The following is an 18,737-nucleotide window of genomic DNA, read 5'->3' as shown; positions in this document are numbered from 1 at the left end:
CCCCTTCTGGATACCATTCACACGAATGAAACCCACCGGTTTTACTATTTCTCCTACACTTTAGGGGTACTGTCGGTACGGGAAACAAAACAAGCCAACATCATGAAGACAATAATGGTTCGCTCTGCGCTCAGCCAGCGATCGTTGCGTCTTTAACAGAGGAGTCTGCGGTATGGCATTCGTAACAACGAAAGACGGCGTCAATATTTACTACAAAGACTGGGGTCCGAAAGAGGCTCAGCCCATTGTTTTCCATCACGGCTGGCCATTGAGTGCCGATGACTGGGATAACCAGATGCTCTTCTTCCTTGCGGAAGGCTATCGCGTTATCGCAATCGACCGCCGTGGTCACGGGCGTTCGGACCAGGTCAGCGAAGGGCACGATATGGATCATTATGCGGCTGACGCGTCGGCCGTGGTCGAAAGCCTGGATCTGCACAATGCGGTGCACGTCGGCCACTCAACCGGCGGTGGCCAGGTGGCCCGCTATGTTGCGAAGTACGGCCAGCCGCAGGGGCGCGTTGCCAAAGCGGTACTCGTGAGCGCCGTTCCACCGTTGATGGTGAAAACAGAAAACAACCCTGGCGGGACACCTGTAGAGGTTTTCGACGGCTTTCGTAAAGCGCTGGCCGCGAATCGCGCCCAGTTTTACCTCGACGTCGCCAGCGGTCCTTTTTATGGGTTTAACCGGGCGGGGGCTGAGGTTTCAGAGGGCACCATTCAGAACTGGTGGCGTCAGGGCATGATCGGCAGCGCCAGGGCCCACTACGAGGGGATTAAGGCGTTTTCAGAAACCGACCAGACTGAAGATTTAAAAACCATCACGGTTCCCGTTCTGGTGATGCAGGGCGACGACGATCAGGTCGTGCCGTATAAGAATGCTGCCCTGCTGCAGGATAAGTTGCTGGCGAACAGCGTACTGAAAATTTATCCGGGCTTCCCGCACGGGATGCATACCACCCACGCGGATACCATTAACGCGGACATTCTGGCCTTTATCCGTTCATAAACCTCGCCTTTCTTGCCGGGTGGCGCTACGCTTACCCGGCCTACATTCTGCAATAATATTAATACGTTGCACGTTTCATTGTAAGCCTGTGCCAGCGAAACGCCGCCGGGCGCTAACGCTGTTTAGCCCGAGGGGATTACACACCGAGAGATACTGACTGGAGCTTTTTATGCATGAAAACTATACCGTAGTTGAAACCGTCCCCTCCGCAGAAGCGTTTTGCCGCCTGCGCGAAATCTCGTGTCTTAGCCCTCGTCCGCTGGAGGCAGCACGCAAAGCGCTGCCTGGCAGTTGTTATGGCATGCATATTTTGTGTGAGGGAAAACTCGTGGGTATGGGGCGAATCGTGGGAGACGGTGCGTTGAATTTTGATATTGTCGACGTCGCCGTTGACCATCTTCATCAGGGAAAGGGGCTCGGTAGACTCATCATGGAAACGCTTGTGGCATGGCTGGATAACAATGCCTGTAGAGGGGCCTACGTTTGTTTAATGGCGGATGTCCCCGAGCTGTATTCTAAATTTGGCTTCACTCTCGTTCGCCCGGCAAGCGAAGGAATGGCCAGAATCTGGTAAAAGGCAACTCTGAGATAAGACGAAAGAAAAACCCCAGCTTAACGAGTAAGCTGGGGTTTATATCTGGCGGAAGCGCAGAGATTCGAACTCTGGAACCCTTTCGGGTCGCCGGTTTTCAAGACCGGTGCCTTCAACCGCTCGGCCACACTTCCTGAGTGAGGCGAACTATAAACACCTCACCGCATGCTGTAAAGAGTGGCTGCAATCGTTCGCTTTAAAATTAGCCAAAATGTGCTTAATCGGTTGAACTGACAACACATCGGCGATTTTATCAGCATAAAATCCAGCCCTCTCGCTTAGTGCTTTTTGATGTACATATCTTTTGTGAAATAGTACCCCAGCTTATCCGGCGTAAAGCCACCCACCCACGGTTTCACCAGGTGCGTACGGACGTAGTGATAAACCGGAATGGCAGGCACATCACGGCCCAACAGGTCTTCCGCCTGCTGGTAGAACTTACCCCGCTCTGCCGGCGTTTTGGCCTTTGCGGCGTTGATCAAGGCTTGATCGTAGTCCGGGTTGCTGTACTGGCTGGTGTTTTCACTGTCGCCGGTACGGAAGTTGTTCAGGAAGGTCGCCGCGTCGTCGTAGTCGGCAATCCAGGCGTAGCGCACCGCGTCAAAGTTGTGGGTGTGCATGGTATCCAGCATGGTTTTCCACTCCTGATTTTGCAGCTTCGCGTCTACGCCGAGGTTTTTCTTCCACATAGAGCTGGCCGCAATCGCGATGCGCTGGTGCGATTCAGAGGTGTTATAGAGCAGGTTGAAGCTCAGAGGATGGCTTTCGTTATACCCGGCCTCGTTGAGCAGTTTTTTCGCCTCAGCAATACGCTTGTCCAGCGGCCAGCTGGCGTAATCCGGATTCTGCAGCTTGACCCCGCCGATGTCCGGCTGGCTAATCAGCCACGCCGGGCGCTGCCCCTGCCCCATCACCTTCTCAGCGATGATGTCTTTATCCAGCGCCATGTTCAGCGCCTTGCGCACGCGGGCATCGTTGAACGGCGGGCGCGTGGTGTTGAATTCGTAGTAATAGGTCGCCAGCTGCGGGGAGACGTCCAGCTGGCTGCCCAGCGTTTTCTTCAGCTGAGCAAACTGGTTAATGGGTACCGTATACACAATATCAATTTCGCCCGCTTTATAGCGGTTCACATCCGAGGCCTCGGAGGTGATCGGCAGATAGGTGACTTTGTTAATAACGGTATGCGCGTTATCCCAGTAGCGCGGGTTACGCTCCGCCACAATGCGTTCGTTGACCACCCACTGGGACAGCTTATACGCTCCGCTGCTGACAAAATGCTCCGGTTTGGTCCACTTTTCGCCGAAACGGCCAATCAGCACTTTATCCACCGGCACCAGCGACGGGTGCGCCAGCATCGCCAGGAACGCCGCGTTGGGCTGGGTGAGCGTTACTTCCAGCGTGGTATCGTTAATTGCTTTTACGCCCAGCGTGTCGGGGGATTTTTTCCCCTGAGCGATATCGGCCGCGTTGACGATATGCATGTTGCCGGGATAGCTGGCGTACGGTGAAACGGTTTTTGGATCAACCAGGCGCTGCCAGCTCCAGACCACATCCTCTGCGGTAATGGCCGTCCCGTCGCTCCAGGTGATGCCCGGACGTAAGTGGAACGTCCAGACGGTGTTGTCCTTGTTCTCCCATTTTTCAGCCAGCCGGGGTTGGATTTCTCCTGACGGGGATACGCTCACCAGCCCTTCGAATAAATCGCTGATAATATTGAATTCGACATCGCTTTCGACTTTGTGCGGGTCGAGCGAGGCCGGTTCGCTGCCATTGTTTCTGACCAGTTCCTGTTTTTCGGCCAGCGCTGTTCCTGCTGGCACGTTAGCCGCCCAGGTCGCCGTGCTGGCGCACAGGATCCCGGCGGTGAGTAAAGAGAGCGTAAAGCGCGTGCGTGTTTGTGGTTTCATTTCCTTCGCCTTATTGTCTGTTTTATGACGATCCGGAGATAACTCTTAGCGCCCGAAAGGCAATAACGCAATATTTTTCAGTAACCTATAAGAGGTTGATCTGGTAAATACTTTTAAACCGCCGTTCATACTGGTTACACATGCTTTTGCAGAAGAAATGACCACCTTCAGCGCTAACGTGCTGAGTAAAGATGGGTAAAACCACTTTGAGACTGGCGCACCGTTTCCTATTCTTTCCGTTAATTACATCTGTCATAAGAGAGTGACTCATGGATCGTATAATTACTTCCTCACGCGACCGCACATCGCTACTCAGCACCCATAAGGTGCTGCGCAATACCTATTTCATGCTGAGCCTGACGCTGGCGTTTTCGGCGATCACCGCTACCGCCAGTACCGTGCTGATGCTGCCGTCTCCGGGCCTGATCCTGACGCTGGTGGGGATGTACGGTCTGATGTTCCTGACCTACAAAACCGCTGATAAACCGGTCGGTATTCTTTCCGCGTTCGCCTTCACCGGCTTCCTGGGGTATATCCTGGGGCCGATCCTGAACGCGTATCTGTCTGCCGGTATGGGTGACGTGATTGGCATGGCGCTGGGCGGTACCGCGCTGGTGTTCTTCTGCTGCTCGGCCTACGTGCTGACCACGCGCAAGGATATGTCCTTCCTCGGCGGTATGCTGATGGCGGGTATCGTGGTGGTGCTGATTGGTATGGTGGCAAACATCTTCTTGCAGCTGCCTGCCCTGCACCTGGCGATTAGCGCGGTGTTTATCCTGCTGTCATCCGGCGCGATCCTGTATGAAACCAGCAACATTATTCACGGCGGTGAGACCAACTACATCCGCGCGACTGTGAGCCTGTATGTGTCGCTGTACAACATCTTCGTCAGCCTGCTGAGCATCCTGGGCTTCGCCAGCCGCGATTAAGCAGACCTGCTGAAACAAAAAGGAGAATGCCTCAGGCATTCTCCTTTTTTTATGCCCTAGTCACCGCGGCAAATATAGGTGGGATAGAGCCGGTCCTGTATCAGCCACACGGCGGGCGCAAGCTCGGAGATCGTCAGGTAATAGCGGGCTGTCGGCCTCGCAAAGCCTCCCCACTTTTCGTCCGGGGTATTGTCATTATGCCGACGCCAGGTTTTGGTGTAGCTCAACACGATAACGTTATCATCGTCCCGTCGCGACCAGGTAAAATCCACATCCCTGTCAACGATCATGCCCCGGCCTTCAGCCATAGCTGCACCTTTGTACGTTGTTAAGCCGGTGCCGTCACGATGAAAATAGAACTGGGCCACGGTATTGACCCGGACCTCATTCGCTTTTCCCTCGTTACGCGTAAAGTTAAATTCCGTACTGCAGGCCAGCGCATCACGCTTATATATGCCCCCGGAATAAATAAAGAGCGCCAGCGCGCCGCCAGCAAGCGCCCCACCCGCAGCAAACAGAAGTCTCATTTTCATTTTTCTGCCCCGCTTTTATAGCGAATGGTTTTGCACAGGCTGGTTTTATTGACCGGGCATGCACCAATGAACACTTCATCCGCAACTGCAAGGTTAAAGCGGGCGCTGAAATAGTAGATATTGTACGCCTCGCGCGCGCACGCTACATTATTCGCCTCCAGCAGCCCCGCCAGTTTCGAGAGCACCAGTGGCCGGCCATGATCGTTAATAAGCCAGATGCTACAGCCCGCTATTTTCTGCGCGACGGGCTTTGGCGTCATCGGTATAGCGATCTTCTGCTGCTGGTTAAACAGCAAGCCTAACCCCAGTGCTGATGCTAACAATACCGCCGCCGCGGCGCCCCATTTAAGGGAAATACGCTGACGTTTTGCCTCTGACGGCACGACGGAAGAGTTCGGCTGTGCTTCAGCGGGTTGAACAATTTGCGCAGGCTGGCAAATCACATCGGCAACAAAACGGAATCCATACCGGGGTATCGTCACAATGAAATTATGATGTTCCCCAAGAGACTGGAAGCTTTTGCGTAATTCACTGACCGCTTTGTTGAGGTTATTTCCAGACGGCGTAAAGCCATACTCCTCCCAGACGCGCGTAATTAATTCCTCCCGACTCAGATCGTGCCCTTTATGACGAATAAACTCCTGTAAAAGGCGAACGGCTGGCGCCGAGAGCGTTAATACAGACTCCGGTTGACCAACAAGACTAATTGCATGTGCTTCAGGATCAAATAACAACGAATTATTGCATATAAAAAACATATTTCACTCTCAGCTATTACCGCAGGCTTTTTTATCCCTGTGACATCGGCAAGAAAATCGCTTCCTGAGCTGGTTCTTTTTTCATCAACAGGAATTTTCTTCCCATCCTGGGTAGCGGCATTTTCTTTTAACTATACAACTTTAAGCCCAGCAAATCAGGATAAATCACTGTATATCAGCGGTTAACTAATACAAATTTTCACAACCTGCTGTTCTGGTTAAAGTTTCCCTGCCCTGAAGCGATACGAAAGCAGACGGTGTCCTGGTGTTAAAAACCGCACAAGAACTCAGAGCAGGCAGGCTGAATGTGAAACAGAAACAAAAAGTGAATATGACAACCGCGTTTTATGTCGCCGCGCTGTCGCTGTCATTTTTCTCAGAAATGACAATGGCCAATATGAGCGTCTATCCAATGGAACTTAACGTGGATAGCGCCGGCGCAGCGCAAATAAAAGTGGCATCGAAAACGGATGATATTCAGTTCATTCGGGTGAGGCAAAAGAAAATTCTTAACCCCGGAACGGCCCAGGAAAAAGAGATTGACGTTGCTTCGTGGAAAGAAGGCGGCGTCGTGGTGACGCCCGATAAATTTGCCCTGGCGGCAGGCGCAATGCGCGTGGTGCGCCTTGTTTCACTGACGCCGCCGGAAAAAGAGACCACCTGGCGAGTCTATTTTGAAGGGGTGAAACAGCCGGACAGCATTATTCCCGGTCAGCCCGAAAGCACGGCAGCGACGGCAAAGCTTGGGGTCAATGTTATCTGGGGGGCGCTGGTACATCTGGCCCCTGCCACGGAGCGCGTTTCGCTGCATATCGATCCCGCACGGGGGACCGTCACCAACGCCGGCACCCTGCGCGTGCCGCTCAGGGAGATCGGTATTTGTCAGTCAGACGACGTCTGTAAATGGATTAAAGAAGACGCCACGATTTATCCGGATACCGAGCGGAAATTAAAAACGCTTAATCAGGTAAACGGCAAGAAATACAAATTCCGCTACTTCAACTGGGTGAAAAAAACCGCTGAAGAAGCTGACTTACCCGTCGTGCAATAACACGACGTCACTGTAAAAACCCTTGTGGTTTGTTTAAAGAGCCAGGGTGCTCATTTGTAAAATATGGAGATATCAATGCGTAAATTTATTAAACCTCTGATGATCGTTGCCGCGATGACCACATCTGCCAGCGCGCTGGCGATCCAGAAAGATATTACCGTCAACGCCAGCGTTGATTCACAGCTGGATATGACCCAGGCCGATAACACGCCGCTGCCAGCCAGCATCGACATGCAGTATCTGCCGGGTCGGGGCCTGGAAAGCTACCGCCTGAACACCAAGGTATGGTCCAACTCCGCGACCAGTAACGTCAAAGTACGCCTCGTTAGCGCAGCTAAGCTCACCAACACGGATGGGGATCAGATTGTACCGATGACGGTTCTTCTGGGTGATAAAACTCTGTCCACCACCGATGCCGAATTTACCGGAACCGAACTGTTCCCGGGCAGCATTGAAAACGGTTCTGCGGTTCTGCCTCTGACCATTTCCCAGACCACCAAAGGCATTCTGAAAACCGGCCAGTACAGCGGCGTTGTAAGCCTGATGCTGACTCAGGCGACCACCACGGAAGGCGGTGCGTAACACCATAGCACCTAAGGAATAACGTCAGAGGGCGCCCGCCCTCTGACGTCAGGATGATGTCGAGGCTCGTTCATGGCGTTTCACAGAAATACTCTCCTTTTTGTTGCTTTATTACCCGCATCTGTCCACCTCGCCTGCGCTGAGATGGCCGTCCCGGCCGGATTCGAGGACCTGGCGAAAACGCAGCGCATGTGGACAGAGGTGAGCTTATACGGCGAGTCGCTTGGCCTTTTCGAAACCGATATCAATCTTGAAACGGTCAGTTTTGTCGCGCCTGAAACCGTGGTCGCGGCCATCAAACGTCAGTTTAACGACGATCCTGCCCTTATCGGCTCCGTTTCCGCAGCGTTGGCCGTTCCGCTTGCCCGTAACGGCAACCTGGCCTGCAGCAGCAACGGCTCCGCAACGGGGTGTGATTATCTCGAAACCCGCCGTGCGGCCATCATCTATGACGAAAACAATGCTCGCATAAACCTGTTTTTTGATAAGCGCTTTTTGCCAAAGCCCTCGGAGGAAAACCAGTGGTATCAGCCCACCCAGGACAGCGAAAACGCGTTGATTCATCAGCAAAATATCAATTTCGTTGCCGACAGGGATTATCAGTCTGCCACCGTTCAGGGCAACGGGGCGCTGGCGCTGACCCAGGACGGCTATCTTAACCTCGACTGGACCTGGCTGGGACAACGCTCGCGTCATCAGCAGCAGCAGGAAATGACCGTTAACAATGCCTGGTTCCGCCAGGATTTATGGCGTGAATATTATCTACAGATAGGCGAGATGGATACCCGCGACCTGTTCAGCAACGCCGGTGGGAATATTAACCTCAGCCAGCTGCCGCTGGGCAAAATACGTGGCCTGCGCACGGGCTCGACCCGGGCATGGATCAACCCGGTTCAGCAATCGAAGGGCACGCCCATTACGGTGCTGCTTTCGCACGATGCGCGTATCGACGCGCGCCGCGGCAAGGAGCTGCTGGCTAGCTTTTACCTCAATGCCGGGGCACAAACTCTGGATACGCGCGCGTTTCCGGATGGAAGCTATACCGTGACGCTGTCAGTATACGAAAACAACCGACTGACGCGTACCGAGCAGGTTCCGTTTACCCGTACGGGCATTACGCCATTCGACCGCGTCGAGTGGTTTATGCAGGCAGGGGAAACGGCTAATAACGATCGCAATGATGAACGCAGCCCGGTCGCACAGTCGGGTATACGCCTGCCCGTCACCCCGACGCTGGCGCTGACCAGCGGCGCAACCGTCATGAAAAGGCAGCACTTCCTGGAAAATGCCCTCGACTGGAGCCGCGGCTTTAACGCGGGCCCGATCGACGGGGTATTAAGCACACGCTTTAGCTACCTCTACGGTAGCAAGGGCCAACGCGGCAATATTCAGCAAATCAGCTATAACGACGGGTTTTCGCTGAGCTTCTACCGCAACGCGTTATCCGCAGAAAATTGTGATACCCGCAGCGCAGGTTTTGACGCCGTCAACGGCTGTTATCGTAGCCTCTCGATCATGTTCTCCGTGCCTGTCGGCTCGTGGTACGCCAACCTGGGGTATTCGGATAACCGCAACGAAGGGCGCTACGTTACGCGCCGGGAACTGCCTGACCATGACGATCGTCACGATGCCGGCCTGCCGTGGGAGCCGGTGTATATGACCCGCTCCCGCACGCAGGCCTGGCAGGGCGGGCTGAGTAATACCTTTAGCGCGCGCGGTCTGAACATCAACAGCAGCATTAACCTGTTTATGCGCAACGACCACTCTCGCGACGGGAAAGACAAAGGCGGCTATCTGAGCGTTAGCCTCTCACTGGCGCATAAGCGTCAGGGTGATGCGTCAGGCTATACCTCGCTTGGTGCAACCTGGCAGCACCAGCAGCATCAGAAAAACCAGCTGAGCTACAACGTGGCGCACAACTGGTATGCCGACGCGCGCGGCGAGAATGAATACGGGCTGAGCGCGTCGGGGATTAACAGCGATTCGCTCAATGCCTCGGCGTATACGCGCCAGGGTGGACGTTTTGGTAACGCCAGCCTGACGGTGAGCGACGCATGGGACCGCCAGGATGGGCGCCATACGTTAAGCAGCAGCGGCAACTACAGCTCCACCCTCGCCCTGTCGCGTTCAGGGCTGTGGCTTGGCCGCTGGGGCGATGGACGTCCGGCTTCTGCCGTTGCGGTAAACGTGGCTACGCCTGAGGATTCCCGGGATTCACGCGTCGCCGTCTCGCTGGATAACGGCGGTACCGCGGATATCCCGGCCAACAGCCGTGCCCTTTTTGCGGTGCCGGGTTATCAGCCAACAACGCTGACGGTTAATGAGTCGCTGAACGTCTCATCAGGCGCAAGCAGTGAAATCACGCAGGGTTCCGGGAGCCGGACGCTCTTTATGGTGCCGGGCAAAATGCTTCGCCGGGACGTGCAAACCACCACCCGCTACACCTGGCTCGGCCAGCTCACTGACGAACATCATTCGCCGTTCGTGGGCGGCGTACCGCTGAACGTGAACGGCTGGAACGATCTCGGCAATGGCGGTTTCAGCGCCCAGAGCGACGCCCTGCTGCGCAACCTTTATCTGGTGCGTCAGCAGCAGTTTTATCAGTGTGAACTGAGCGTGAAAAGCATGCGCGACGTGGTGCGTTATGTCGGGTCTATCCCGTGTCGGGAACTCACTTTCTCCGCCCTGCCGGATTCGGTCCAGCACCAGGCGCAACTGATGCTCGCCGGGCGGAACGTGCCTACGGGGCCAACGGCCATGAATGCAGAGCACCTCACCAAAGGGAAATGATGTGAACAACTACCTCTTTGTTTTACTTTTTTTGACGCTGTGGAGCTGTCAGACGCTGGCGGGCGTCCCTGCCGGAAGAAATTCCAGCGTAGGGATTAGCTACGATCGCGCGGTGCCGCCTGCGCGTTTTGATATCTGGGTCCATGAACCGAGCGGTTACGACACTATCGACCCGCAAAAGTGGGGACGCAACACCCTGACCTGCGAGTCCCGCACCGACCCGACGAACGGAGCGTGTATGACAGCGCCGGTCTGGTTTAGCGCGAACCCGGCCGCCCCCTACGCCATTACGCTGCGTTTTACCCACACGTCGACAAATAAAACAGCAGATGTGAAGGTCTATGGTGAAAAACATATGTTTATCAACAACAAAGTTTTCACCTTTGCCAGCTTTGTCAGCGGCGGTACCGCCGATCTCTCGGCCTGGAACCGGGAACCCTATTTTGATTTTTACATCGTTAAAGGCGAACTGGATAAGCTCGCCCAGCCGGGCATCTGGACCGCAACGCTGAAGCAGAACCTGCGCGAATGGGGAAGCGCCGACTGCGGGGGCAACTTTAACGATGTCAACGTCGGGTGTCCGGGCTACCTCACCATAGCCCGCTGGCAGGCGACGATACGCATTGAGGTGGTCGATCCGGGTAACCAGCAGATTTATCTGCCGGCGTTCCCCCACTCAACCCCGCTGGTTAACCTCAATCTGACCAATTTTCCGGGGCGGCCCGGCGGCAGCGAAATCCAGGGCGAGAGCGCGCTGGATATGTGCCTGTATGACGGTAAAAACAGCGCCAGCACGCGCGTCTATCTGCGCTTTGAGGATGACGGTTTAGCGGCCACGGGCCGTACTGAGGGAGCGTTTTCCGTCAGACGACGCGGTGGAAGCCAGACCGAAGCACGGGATCGGCTCGATTATCAGGTTACGGTGATCAACCCGGTAACGGGCGCAGCAGAAACCGCGGCGAATGGCAAAACGCTGATCTGGCAGAGCACTAATGACCCGCAATATCTGCGTCAGGTTGTGCTGCCGGGTGGACGGGAGAGCGTACTTTGTGTCCCCGCCCCCATCATTCTGAAAACGCCCGCGTTTGCTGCCAGCAGCAAAAATGCCGGGGATTACACCGGCACCCTACGCGTTATCTATACGCCCAGTACCTTATAAAGAGGCCATTGTGAGTTACGCCATCCTCGACAACAATCGTTTTTATGCCGAAGGGTTGCGCTACGCCCTTCTGCGCCGTAACGCTCAGACTCAGGTTGAGAGCGGTACGGTAAAGTGGTGCCGTTCGCTGCTGGTCTGCGACACCCTCGTTGTTCGCTGCCGCTTTTCCGTCGCGGGGACGCATCTGGCGCTGGTCGACATTCTTCTGGAGCTGGAAGCCAGGCGCTGGGAAGGAACGGTGTATCTGGTGTGCAATGAAAAAGGCTGGGCACTGGCTACCCATCTGCGAAAGCGGTTTGCCACGCTGACCTTATATATCATTGATGACCGGATTGCCGTTGCGGATGCGGCGTATCTGCTTGCCAGAGAGCCCCGCCGGGTGCGCACCCTGAATTGTTGCCTGACAGGCATGGAGTTCAACGTGCTCGACAGGCTGGTGAACGGACAATCGGTACGGCATGTCGCGCATATGACGCAGATGAGTGAAAAACAGGTGTCGACGTATAAATGCAACGCGCTGAAAAAGCTTAATGCCAACAATCTGCTCCAGCTTCTTCTGTAGGTCGAGGTTTCTCACGCCGCCCCTTATTTGCTAGACTAGGGGCGTTTTTTACTTTATCGACAGAGCACTATGTTCATTTTTGCAGGCCAGGAAATTGAGACCGATAGCGAAGGCTATCTGAAAGACACCACGCTATGGAGCGAGCCGCTGGCGGAGAAAATCGCCGAAAACGAAGGTATCGCCCTCTCCCCCGAACACTGGGAGGTGGTCCGTTTTGTGCGCGAGTTTTATCTCGAATTCAACACCTCTCCGGCGATCCGCATGCTGGTTAAAGCGATGGCCAACAAATTTGGCGAAGAAAAAGGCAACAGCCGCTATCTGTATCGCCTGTTCCCGAAAGGCCCGGCAAAACAGGCCACCAAAATTGCCGGCCTGCCTAAACCGGTGAAGTGTATTTAATACCGAATACCGAAGTTCACATATTCCCTGCCGGGTTGATGCGGTTCCGTTAAGACCTTATCAACCCGGGCGCTGCGCGGCCCACCTGCTTTCAGCCACGCCATCAGTTTTTCAACCTGCTCCGCGTCGCCGCAGGCGACCACCTCAACGCTGCCGTCGTCCATATTTCGCGCGTATCCCGTTAGCCCAAGCGTCATCGCTTCGCGCTGGGTGCTGTAGCGGAACCCGACGCCCTGAACAAGGCCGTGGACCCAGGCAATGGTGCAGACTTTTGACATCTTCCTTCTCCTTATCCGTCTGGCGCGTTGCATTTCCCCAGCGAACTCGGGAAAATGGCGGCCATTTTCTTGAATCGACAGAACAGCAAATTATGAGTGTACGTTTAGTGTTAGCCAAAGGGCGTGAGAAGTCATTACTGCGCCGTCATCCCTGGGTCTTTTCCGGCGCGGTTGCCCGTATGGAAGGCAAAGCCAGCCTCGGTGAAACCATTGATATTGTTGACCATCAGGGGAAATGGTTAGCGCGAGGCGCTTACTCGCCAGCCTCCCAGATCCGCGCGCGCGTCTGGACCTTCGATAAAGACGAAGCTATCGACATCGACTTCTTCGTTCGTCGCCTGCAGCAGGCGCAGCAGTGGCGCGACTGGCTGGCAAAACGCGACGGACTGGACAGCTACCGCCTGATTGCCGGTGAGTCCGACGGCCTGCCGGGCGTGACCATCGATCGCTTCGGCAACTTCCTGGTGCTGCAGCTGCTGAGCGCCGGGGCGGAATACCAGCGTGCCGCGCTGATTAGCGCCCTGCAAACGCTGTTCCCGCAGTGCGCTATTTACGACCGCAGCGACGTGGCGGTGCGCAAAAAAGAGGGCATGGAGCTGACGCAGGGTCCGGTCACGGGTGAGCTGCCGCCTGCCCTGCTGCCAATTGAAGAGCACGGCATGAAGCTGCTGGTGGATATTCAGGGCGGGCACAAAACGGGTTACTACCTTGACCAGCGCGACAGCCGCCTGGCTACGCGTCAGTACGTTGCCGACAAACGCGTGCTGAACTGCTTCTCCTACACCGGCGGTTTTGCCGTTTCGGCGCTGATGGGCGGCTGTGCCCAGGTGGTCAGCGTCGACACTTCGCAGGAAGCGCTGGACGTGGCAAAACAGAACGTCGAGCTGAACAAACTGGACTTGAGCAAAGCCGAATTTATACGCGACGACGTCTTCAAGCTGCTGCGTAAATATCGCGATCAGGGCGAGAAGTTCGACGTCATCGTGATGGATCCGCCAAAGTTTGTGGAAAACAAAAGCCAGCTGATGGGCGCCTGCCGTGGGTATAAGGATATCAACATGCTGGCGATCCAGCTGCTGAACCCGGGCGGGGTGCTGCTCACCTTCTCCTGCTCCGGGCTGATGACCACCGATTTATTCCAAAAAATCATCGCCGATGCCGCAATAGATGCTGGTCGTGATGTACAATTTATAGAGCAGTTCCGTCAGGCAGCCGATCACCCCGTGATTGCTACCTACCCGGAAGGACTGTATCTGAAAGGGTTTGCCTGTCGCGTCATGTAACTTGAAAAGAGAAATATTGCCCGCACTTAATGTGTAAGTCGTATTTCCCGGGAGGTGACTATGATTGCCAGCAAATTCGGTATCGGCCAGCAGGTCCGCCACACTTTGCTTGGGTATTTGGGTGTGGTCGTGGATATCGACCCGGAGTATTCCCTTGATGAACCGTCAGCGGACGAACTGGCGGTGAACGCAGAGCTTCGCGCTGCACCCTGGTACCATGTGGTGATGGAAGGTGACGACGGACAACCCGTACATACCTACCTTGCCGAAGCGCAGCTAAGTAGCGAGCTGCAGGAAGAGCATCCGGAACAACCCACGATGGATGAACTTGCTCAGACTATCCGCAAACAGTTACAGGCTCCGCGCCTGCGGAACTAAGCGTGTAAAAAAAGCCCGATGAACGGGCTTTTTTTTATTACTTCGCCAGCCCCAGACGGGGGATATCGATCGCCGGACAGCGATCCATAACCACCTTCAATCCCGCATCCCGCGCCAGCACGGCAGCCTGCTCGTTAATCACGCCCAGCTGCATCCACAATGTTTTCGCCCCGACGGCAATCGCGTCCTGCGCTACTTCCCACGCCGCCTCGGAATTACGGAAGACATCGACCATATCAATTTTTTCCGGCACGTCAGCGAGCGTGGCATAACCCTGCTGGCCCAGTAAGGTTTTCCCCGCCACTTTTGGTGAGACCGGGATGACGTGATAGCCCTGATCGAGAAGGTATTTCATCACCCGATAGCTGGGACGGTCGGGTTTATCGCTCGCGCCCACCAGCGCAATGGTACGCGTGGATGTCAGAATCTCGGCAATATCGTTCTCTTTCATGGTTTTTCTCCTGGCTTTTTTAAAAGTGTACGCCAAAGCGCACATCTCAACCATCCATCCCATACAGATGTATGAGGGCAAAACGGCAAAATATGTCTATATGTTAGTAAACGTGATTATCGAAAGATTTAGATACATTAATGCGGCGACAGTATCTCTGACGGGAGCCTTCTATGAAAACCGGTTTTGCCACTGCTCTGATTGCGTTAGCGATGCCGGTTTGCGTTTTTGCCACCACGCTTCGGCTCTCTGGCGATATTGATCTTCTGGTTCTGGATGGGAAAAAGGTTTCCAGCTCGTTATTGCGCGGGGCTGACAGCATTGAGTTAGATAACGGGCCACATCAGCTGGTGTTCCGGGTCGAAAAAGCGATCGGCCTGACTAACCATGAGCAGCGGATGTACATCTCTCCGCCGCTGATTGTCAGCTTTAATACCCGGCAAATCAGCCAGGTGAACATTACCCTGCCTCGCCTTGAAACGGAGAAGGAATCAGCGGCCTTCGACGCCTCGCCGCGCGTTGAGCTGCTGGACGGGAATGCAATGCCGATCCCGGTCAAGCTGGATATTCTGGCGTTGACCAGCGCCACAAAAAGCCCGGACTACGAGGCCGCAACGCAGGTCTATAACAAAGCCGGCAAACGCGCCTCCCTTCCGCAGTTTGCCACCATGATGGCGGACGACAGTACGCTGCTATCCGGCGTCTCGGAACTGGACGTCATTCCGCCCCAGTCCCAGAGCCTGACGGAACAGCGCCTTAAATTCTGGTTCCAGCAGGCCGATCCCGACACGCGGGCCCGGTTTTTACAGTGGGCAAAGCAACAACCTTCATCTTAAGCCACATTTTTTACGCCTTTCTCTTGCAGCGTCAGACGGTTCCCGTCATCGTGTAGTCAGTTAACCTGATGGATATGATTATGGAACTGACAACACGCACGCTGCCTGAACGCAAACACATTGCGCTGGTGGCGCACGATCACTGTAAACAAATGCTGCTTAACTGGGTTCGCCGCCATCAGCCGCTGCTGGAAAAGCATGCCCTCTCGGCGACCGGCACTACCGGTAACCTGATCCAGCGCGAAACGGGTCTGGAGGTGAATGCGATGCTGAGCGGCCCGATGGGCGGCGATCAGCAGGTCGGGGCACAGATTTCCGAAGGGAAAATTGATGTGCTGATCTTCTTCTGGGATCCGCTGAATGCGGTTCCGCACGATCCGGATGTCAAAGCGCTGCTGCGTCTGGCAACGGTGTGGAATATTCCGGTGGCGACGAACCTGTCAACGGCGGATTTCATCATTGAATCACCGCAGTTTAACTCGCCGGTTGAGATCCTTATTCCGGACTATCAGCGCTATCTTTCCGAGAGACTGAAGTAGCTTTTTTTGCCGGGTGGCGGCTACGTCTACCCGGCCTGGAAATCTTGCCTGACGCCGTTATGGCTTCCGCGCCACCGGCACATCAATACTCTTCAGAATATCGACAAACACGGATGGCTCCTCTTTATTGAACAGCAGCCACACGCGGTGACGCGCGCGGGTGATGGCCACGTACAGCAAACGCCGTTCTTCGGCATCCGGGAAGTCTTCCGGCACCGGCAGCAGGGCCTCTTCCATGACCGACTCGCGAGCCGGAGCCGGGAATCCGTCGCTGCCCTCCTTCAGCCCCACCACAATCACATAATCGGCCTGCTGCCCTTTGCTGGCGTGAATGGTCATAAATTCAAGCTGCAGTTTCGGCCAGCGGGTAGCGGCTTTTTCCAGCGCAGCAGGCTTAAGGTGATGATAACGCGCCAGCACCAGGATACGTTCATCGGGTTTCGCATAGCCGCTGAGCTTGTCCAGCAGCGGCTCCAGCTGGTCATCCGCCAGCAGGGTGACCGCTTTTTTATCCCCTGCCCGCAGGCTGTTTAGCGGCTTGGCCAGCTGGTGCGGGTTCTGCTGGATAAAGCGGTTGGCGATCTCACCAATCCGTGAATTGAAGCGGTAGGTCGTGTCCAGATCGCTACGGTCGCCTTCGCCAAAATAGTGGTGGAAGGCGGTCGTCAGCGAGAGCTGCGCCCCGCTGAAACGGTAGATGGCCTGCCAGTCGTCCCCCACCGCGAACAGCGAGGTATGTTTATTTTGCGCCCGCAGCGCCGAGAGCAGTGCCGCACGCTGGGGTGAGATATCCTGGAACTCATCCACCAGAATATGCTTCCACGGGCTGACAAAGCGCCCCTTCTCCAGAATGACGATCGCCTGATGGATAAGACCGGAGAAATCAACGGCATTTTCCTCTTTCAGCGCGGTTTTCCAGGCTTTCAATAGCGGAGCCATCAGCTTGACCCGTTTTGAAAATAGATCGCGGATCGCCTCCGGCGCGCTTTCAATCATCTCTGCCTGCGAGCCGCCGTGCATCCGCATCAGGCTGACCCAGCGGTCAAGACGCGAGCCGAGCCGACGAGCCAGTTTTTCATCCTGCCAGAAGCTGCCCTCCGGTACCTCCCAGTTGAGTTCCTCTTCCAGCCATTGACGCCACCCTTTCGCCTGCGCCTTTTTCTCACTGCACTGCTGACGCCACGTTTTAATAAACAACGCCTGTCGCGCCTGCGCGTCGTTTTCCAGTTTACTGATGGCAGGCACTTTTTTACTGCCCTGCTGAATGATATGCAGCGCGAGGGCATGGAAGGTTCTGGCGGTAATATCCCGGGTGTGCAGCCGTTCCTGGATGCGTTCGTCCATCTCCTGTGCCGCCTTACGGCCAAAAGCCAGAAGCAGGATCTGATCGGCAACGGCCTCCCCGGTGGTGAGAAGCCAGCCCGCACGCGCCACCAGCACCGACGTTTTACCGCTTCCGGCCCCCGCCAGCACCAGCAGCGACTGCTCGCCGTTCACCACCGCGCGCGCCTGAGCAGGGTTGAGCGGTGAAGACTCCACCGTACTGAAAAAGTCGGCGTATTGGGTGAGCATGGCGTCCGTCCAGGCCTGGTTATGCGCCAGCCGGCTTTTATCCATATCGTTCAGCCAGGCCTGGCACTGACGCCAGGCATCGCGACAATTGTCGAACTCATCAAGACGCGTCACGGAGAGCGGCAGCGCCGAAAGTGCCTGTCGAATCTTTTGCTGCAGACCGGCGGTCTGCTGGCGCGTCAGCCACGTTTGCTGCGCGTTGCTTTGCGCGATATCGTCCAGCACCTGCTGCAGCACCTGAGCGGCAATCACGCTCATGTCGTGGCTCCACTGCTGCCAGAGCGCGTTCAGGTGATGGTGGAAACGCTGGGTTTCCGCCCACTCGGTACCGTGAAGGCGCACGACTTTGTCGTCAGGCAGAACGAACTCGAGCTCGCCCCACACCAGCCCGCGCTTGCAGTGAATAGCCAGAAGCTGATTAAACGGAATAAGGTATTCGTGGCGTTCTCCGGAGACTTTAACCCCGGCGTTGAGCAGAACAACTCTGTCATAGGGGTGTTGCGCCAGGCGTTTGCCTAAAGAAGTTGCTTTCAGTTCCATGTCCCGCCAAATCCACGAAGAGATAATTTACCTGACAGTTTAACTGCCAGTTTTAAGGTGCTCCAGCCTAAAAAAACGTTACAATCATTGGGCGTTAATTTTATCGAAAGGAAGTGAGGGTTTATGCGTACCGTTCTGAATGTGTTGAATTTTGTGCTGGGCGGTTTTGCCACCACCCTTTCCTGGCTTTTTGCCACGCTGGTGAGCATCGTCCTGATCTTCACCCTTCCCCTGACCCGTTCCTGCTGGGAAATCACGAAACTCTCGTTCATCCCCTACGGTAATGAAGCTATCCACGTTAACGAGCTGAACCCGGAGAACAAGAGCGCCCTGATGAATACGGGGGGAACTTTGCTGAACATTCTGTGGTTGATTTTCTTCGGCTGGTGGCTGTGCATCATGCATATTTTTGCCGGTATTGCGCAGTGCATCTCAATAATTGGTATTCCGGTCGGGCTCGCGAACTTTAAGATCGCCGCCATCGCCCTTTGGCCCGTCGGGCGCAGGGTGGTTCCGGTCGAAGTGGCCCAGGCGGCGCGTGAAGCGAACGCACGTCGTCGTTTTCAGTAAATAAGGACTGGCCGCGTTT

General features: G+C 55.4%; 20 protein-coding genes and 1 tRNA gene. 14 read left to right on the top strand and 7 right to left on the bottom strand.

Annotation, left to right across the window (positions count from 1 at the left end):
* Positions 1-172 precede the first annotated feature (172 nt).
* Positions 173-1,009, top strand: coding sequence for an alpha/beta fold hydrolase (locus IM291_RS00800; protein WP_048999094.1), 837 nt, complete (start codon positions 173-175; stop codon positions 1,007-1,009).
* Between the two features lie 169 nt (positions 1,010-1,178).
* Positions 1,179-1,583 carry a GNAT family N-acetyltransferase gene (locus IM291_RS00795; RefSeq protein WP_192985915.1) on the top strand — a complete coding sequence of 135 codons (405 nt, stop codon included), beginning with the start codon at positions 1,179-1,181 and terminating at the stop codon, positions 1,581-1,583.
* A 64-nt stretch (positions 1,584-1,647) separates the two neighbouring features.
* Here IM291_RS00795 and IM291_RS00790 read toward each other — a convergent pair.
* Positions 1,648-1,735: transfer RNA gene (locus tag IM291_RS00790), tRNA-Ser, on the bottom strand.
* Positions 1,736-1,879: 144 nt separating this feature from the next.
* Positions 1,880-3,508 carry an ABC transporter substrate-binding protein gene (locus tag IM291_RS00785; RefSeq protein ID WP_028012619.1) on the bottom strand — a complete coding sequence of 543 codons (1,629 nt, stop codon included), beginning with the start codon at positions 3,506-3,508 and terminating at the stop codon, positions 1,880-1,882.
* 269 nt (positions 3,509-3,777) lie between these two features.
* Between IM291_RS00785 and yccA the strand changes: the two genes are divergently transcribed.
* Positions 3,778-4,437: an FtsH protease modulator YccA gene (yccA, locus tag IM291_RS00780; protein WP_013097244.1), complete on the top strand. Its 660-nt coding sequence runs from the start codon at positions 3,778-3,780 to the stop codon at positions 4,435-4,437.
* A gap of 56 nt (positions 4,438-4,493) precedes the next feature.
* On the opposite strand, the gene IM291_RS00775 is transcribed toward yccA, so the two are convergent.
* Positions 4,494-4,970 (bottom strand): hypothetical protein, encoded by a 477-nt coding sequence (locus IM291_RS00775; RefSeq protein ID WP_047368236.1) that lies wholly within the window; start codon positions 4,968-4,970, stop codon positions 4,494-4,496.
* The gene (locus tag IM291_RS00770) at positions 4,967-5,728 is read right to left on the bottom strand and encodes a winged helix-turn-helix domain-containing protein (protein WP_192985914.1); all 762 of its coding nucleotides are present in this window, start codon (positions 5,726-5,728) and stop codon (positions 4,967-4,969) included. The genes IM291_RS00775 and IM291_RS00770 overlap by 4 nt, the downstream gene beginning before the upstream one ends.
* Before the next feature lie 307 nt (positions 5,729-6,035).
* Here IM291_RS00770 and IM291_RS00765 point away from each other — a divergent pair, with 307 nt between their 5' ends.
* From IM291_RS00765 to tusE, 6 genes are all read left to right on the top strand, one after another.
* A complete protein-coding gene (locus tag IM291_RS00765) occupies positions 6,036-6,779 on the top strand; it encodes a fimbrial protein (RefSeq protein ID WP_045261698.1) in 744 nt (247 codons plus the stop codon).
* 75 nt (positions 6,780-6,854) lie between these two features.
* The gene (locus IM291_RS00760) at positions 6,855-7,361 is read left to right on the top strand and encodes a CS1 type fimbrial major subunit (protein ID WP_028012615.1); all 507 of its coding nucleotides are present in this window, start codon (positions 6,855-6,857) and stop codon (positions 7,359-7,361) included.
* A gap of 72 nt (positions 7,362-7,433) precedes the next feature.
* Positions 7,434-10,151 (top strand): TcfC E-set like domain-containing protein, encoded by a 2,718-nt coding sequence (locus IM291_RS00755; protein WP_192970875.1) that lies wholly within the window; start codon positions 7,434-7,436, stop codon positions 10,149-10,151.
* 1 nt (position 10,152) lies between these two features.
* Positions 10,153-11,310 (top strand): CfaE/CblD family pilus tip adhesin, encoded by a 1,158-nt coding sequence (locus tag IM291_RS00750; RefSeq protein ID WP_192970874.1) that lies wholly within the window; start codon positions 10,153-10,155, stop codon positions 11,308-11,310.
* A 10-nt stretch (positions 11,311-11,320) separates the two neighbouring features.
* Positions 11,321-11,872, top strand: coding sequence for a LuxR C-terminal-related transcriptional regulator (locus tag IM291_RS00745; protein WP_045261700.1), 552 nt, complete (start codon positions 11,321-11,323; stop codon positions 11,870-11,872).
* 69 nt (positions 11,873-11,941) lie between these two features.
* On the top strand, positions 11,942-12,271 hold the full coding sequence (gene tusE, locus IM291_RS00740) for a sulfurtransferase TusE (protein WP_028012611.1): 330 nt from the start codon (positions 11,942-11,944) through the stop codon (positions 12,269-12,271).
* Here the strand turns inward: tusE and yccX are convergent.
* Entirely contained in the window at positions 12,268-12,549 is a 282-nt protein-coding gene (gene yccX, locus IM291_RS00735) for an acylphosphatase (protein ID WP_048999181.1), read from the bottom strand. The two genes, tusE and yccX, sit on opposite strands and share 4 nt — an antisense overlap.
* 92 nt (positions 12,550-12,641) lie before the next feature.
* On the opposite strand from yccX, the gene rlmI reads away from it, so the two are divergent.
* Complete coding sequence (gene rlmI, locus IM291_RS00730) at positions 12,642-13,832, top strand: 23S rRNA (cytosine(1962)-C(5))-methyltransferase RlmI (RefSeq protein ID WP_192985913.1); 1,191 nt, start codon at positions 12,642-12,644, stop codon at positions 13,830-13,832.
* Positions 13,833-13,892: 60 nt separating this feature from the next.
* Complete coding sequence (gene hspQ, locus IM291_RS00725; protein ID WP_008499919.1) at positions 13,893-14,210, top strand: heat shock protein HspQ; 318 nt, start codon at positions 13,893-13,895, stop codon at positions 14,208-14,210.
* Positions 14,211-14,247: 37 nt separating this feature from the next.
* On the opposite strand, the gene IM291_RS00720 is transcribed toward hspQ, so the two are convergent.
* Complete coding sequence (locus IM291_RS00720) at positions 14,248-14,661, bottom strand: CoA-binding protein (protein WP_028012609.1); 414 nt, start codon at positions 14,659-14,661, stop codon at positions 14,248-14,250.
* Positions 14,662-14,834: 173 nt separating this feature from the next.
* Between IM291_RS00720 and IM291_RS00715 the strand changes: the two genes are divergently transcribed.
* Both IM291_RS00715 and mgsA read left to right on the top strand, forming a co-directional pair.
* Entirely contained in the window at positions 14,835-15,497 is a 663-nt protein-coding gene (locus IM291_RS00715) for a DUF2057 family protein (RefSeq protein ID WP_041910599.1), read from the top strand.
* An 80-nt stretch (positions 15,498-15,577) separates the two neighbouring features.
* Entirely contained in the window at positions 15,578-16,036 is a 459-nt protein-coding gene (mgsA, locus tag IM291_RS00710; RefSeq protein ID WP_041912035.1) for a methylglyoxal synthase, read from the top strand.
* A gap of 57 nt (positions 16,037-16,093) precedes the next feature.
* Here mgsA and helD read toward each other — a convergent pair whose 3' ends face one another.
* Positions 16,094-18,148: a DNA helicase IV gene (gene helD, locus IM291_RS00705; RefSeq protein WP_045261704.1), complete on the bottom strand. Its 2,055-nt coding sequence runs from the start codon at positions 18,146-18,148 to the stop codon at positions 16,094-16,096.
* Positions 18,149-18,271: 123 nt separating this feature from the next.
* Between helD and IM291_RS00700 the strand changes: the two genes are divergently transcribed.
* Positions 18,272-18,718, top strand: coding sequence for a YccF domain-containing protein (locus tag IM291_RS00700; RefSeq protein WP_028012605.1), 447 nt, complete (start codon positions 18,272-18,274; stop codon positions 18,716-18,718).
* Positions 18,719-18,737 lie beyond the last annotated feature (19 nt).

It is taken from the genome of Enterobacter cloacae complex sp. P27C (assembly GCF_014895705.1).
Lineage (GTDB): Bacteria > Pseudomonadota > Gammaproteobacteria > Enterobacterales > Enterobacteriaceae > Enterobacter > Enterobacter bugandensis.
This window is presented reverse-complemented; position numbering and strand designations above follow the sequence as displayed.

Bases quoted from the DNA above. Each gene is read 5' to 3' on its own strand.
- IM291_RS00800 (WP_048999094.1), top strand. From the start codon at position 173: ATGGCATTCGTAACAACGAAAGACGGCGTCAATATTTACTACAAAGAC.
- IM291_RS00795 (WP_192985915.1), top strand. From the start codon at position 1,179: ATGCATGAAAACTATACCGTAGTTGAAACCGTCCCCTCCGCAGAAGCG.
- IM291_RS00785 (WP_028012619.1), bottom strand. From the start codon at position 3,508: ATGAAACCACAAACACGCACGCGCTTTACGCTCTCTTTACTCACCGCC.
- yccA (WP_013097244.1), top strand. From the start codon at position 3,778: ATGGATCGTATAATTACTTCCTCACGCGACCGCACATCGCTACTCAGC.
- IM291_RS00775 (WP_047368236.1), bottom strand. From the start codon at position 4,970: ATGAAAATGAGACTTCTGTTTGCTGCGGGTGGGGCGCTTGCTGGCGGC.
- IM291_RS00770 (WP_192985914.1), bottom strand. From the start codon at position 5,728: ATGTTTTTTATATGCAATAATTCGTTGTTATTTGATCCTGAAGCACAT.
- IM291_RS00760 (WP_028012615.1), top strand. From the start codon at position 6,855: ATGCGTAAATTTATTAAACCTCTGATGATCGTTGCCGCGATGACCACA.
- IM291_RS00755 (WP_192970875.1), top strand. From the start codon at position 7,434: ATGGCGTTTCACAGAAATACTCTCCTTTTTGTTGCTTTATTACCCGCA.
- tusE (WP_028012611.1), top strand. From the start codon at position 11,942: ATGTTCATTTTTGCAGGCCAGGAAATTGAGACCGATAGCGAAGGCTAT.
- yccX (WP_048999181.1), bottom strand. From the start codon at position 12,549: ATGTCAAAAGTCTGCACCATTGCCTGGGTCCACGGCCTTGTTCAGGGC.
- rlmI (WP_192985913.1), top strand. From the start codon at position 12,642: ATGAGTGTACGTTTAGTGTTAGCCAAAGGGCGTGAGAAGTCATTACTG.
- hspQ (WP_008499919.1), top strand. From the start codon at position 13,893: ATGATTGCCAGCAAATTCGGTATCGGCCAGCAGGTCCGCCACACTTTG.
- IM291_RS00720 (WP_028012609.1), bottom strand. From the start codon at position 14,661: ATGAAAGAGAACGATATTGCCGAGATTCTGACATCCACGCGTACCATT.
- IM291_RS00715 (WP_041910599.1), top strand. From the start codon at position 14,835: ATGAAAACCGGTTTTGCCACTGCTCTGATTGCGTTAGCGATGCCGGTT.
- mgsA (WP_041912035.1), top strand. From the start codon at position 15,578: ATGGAACTGACAACACGCACGCTGCCTGAACGCAAACACATTGCGCTG.
- helD (WP_045261704.1), bottom strand. From the start codon at position 18,148: ATGGAACTGAAAGCAACTTCTTTAGGCAAACGCCTGGCGCAACACCCC.
- IM291_RS00700 (WP_028012605.1), top strand. From the start codon at position 18,272: ATGCGTACCGTTCTGAATGTGTTGAATTTTGTGCTGGGCGGTTTTGCC.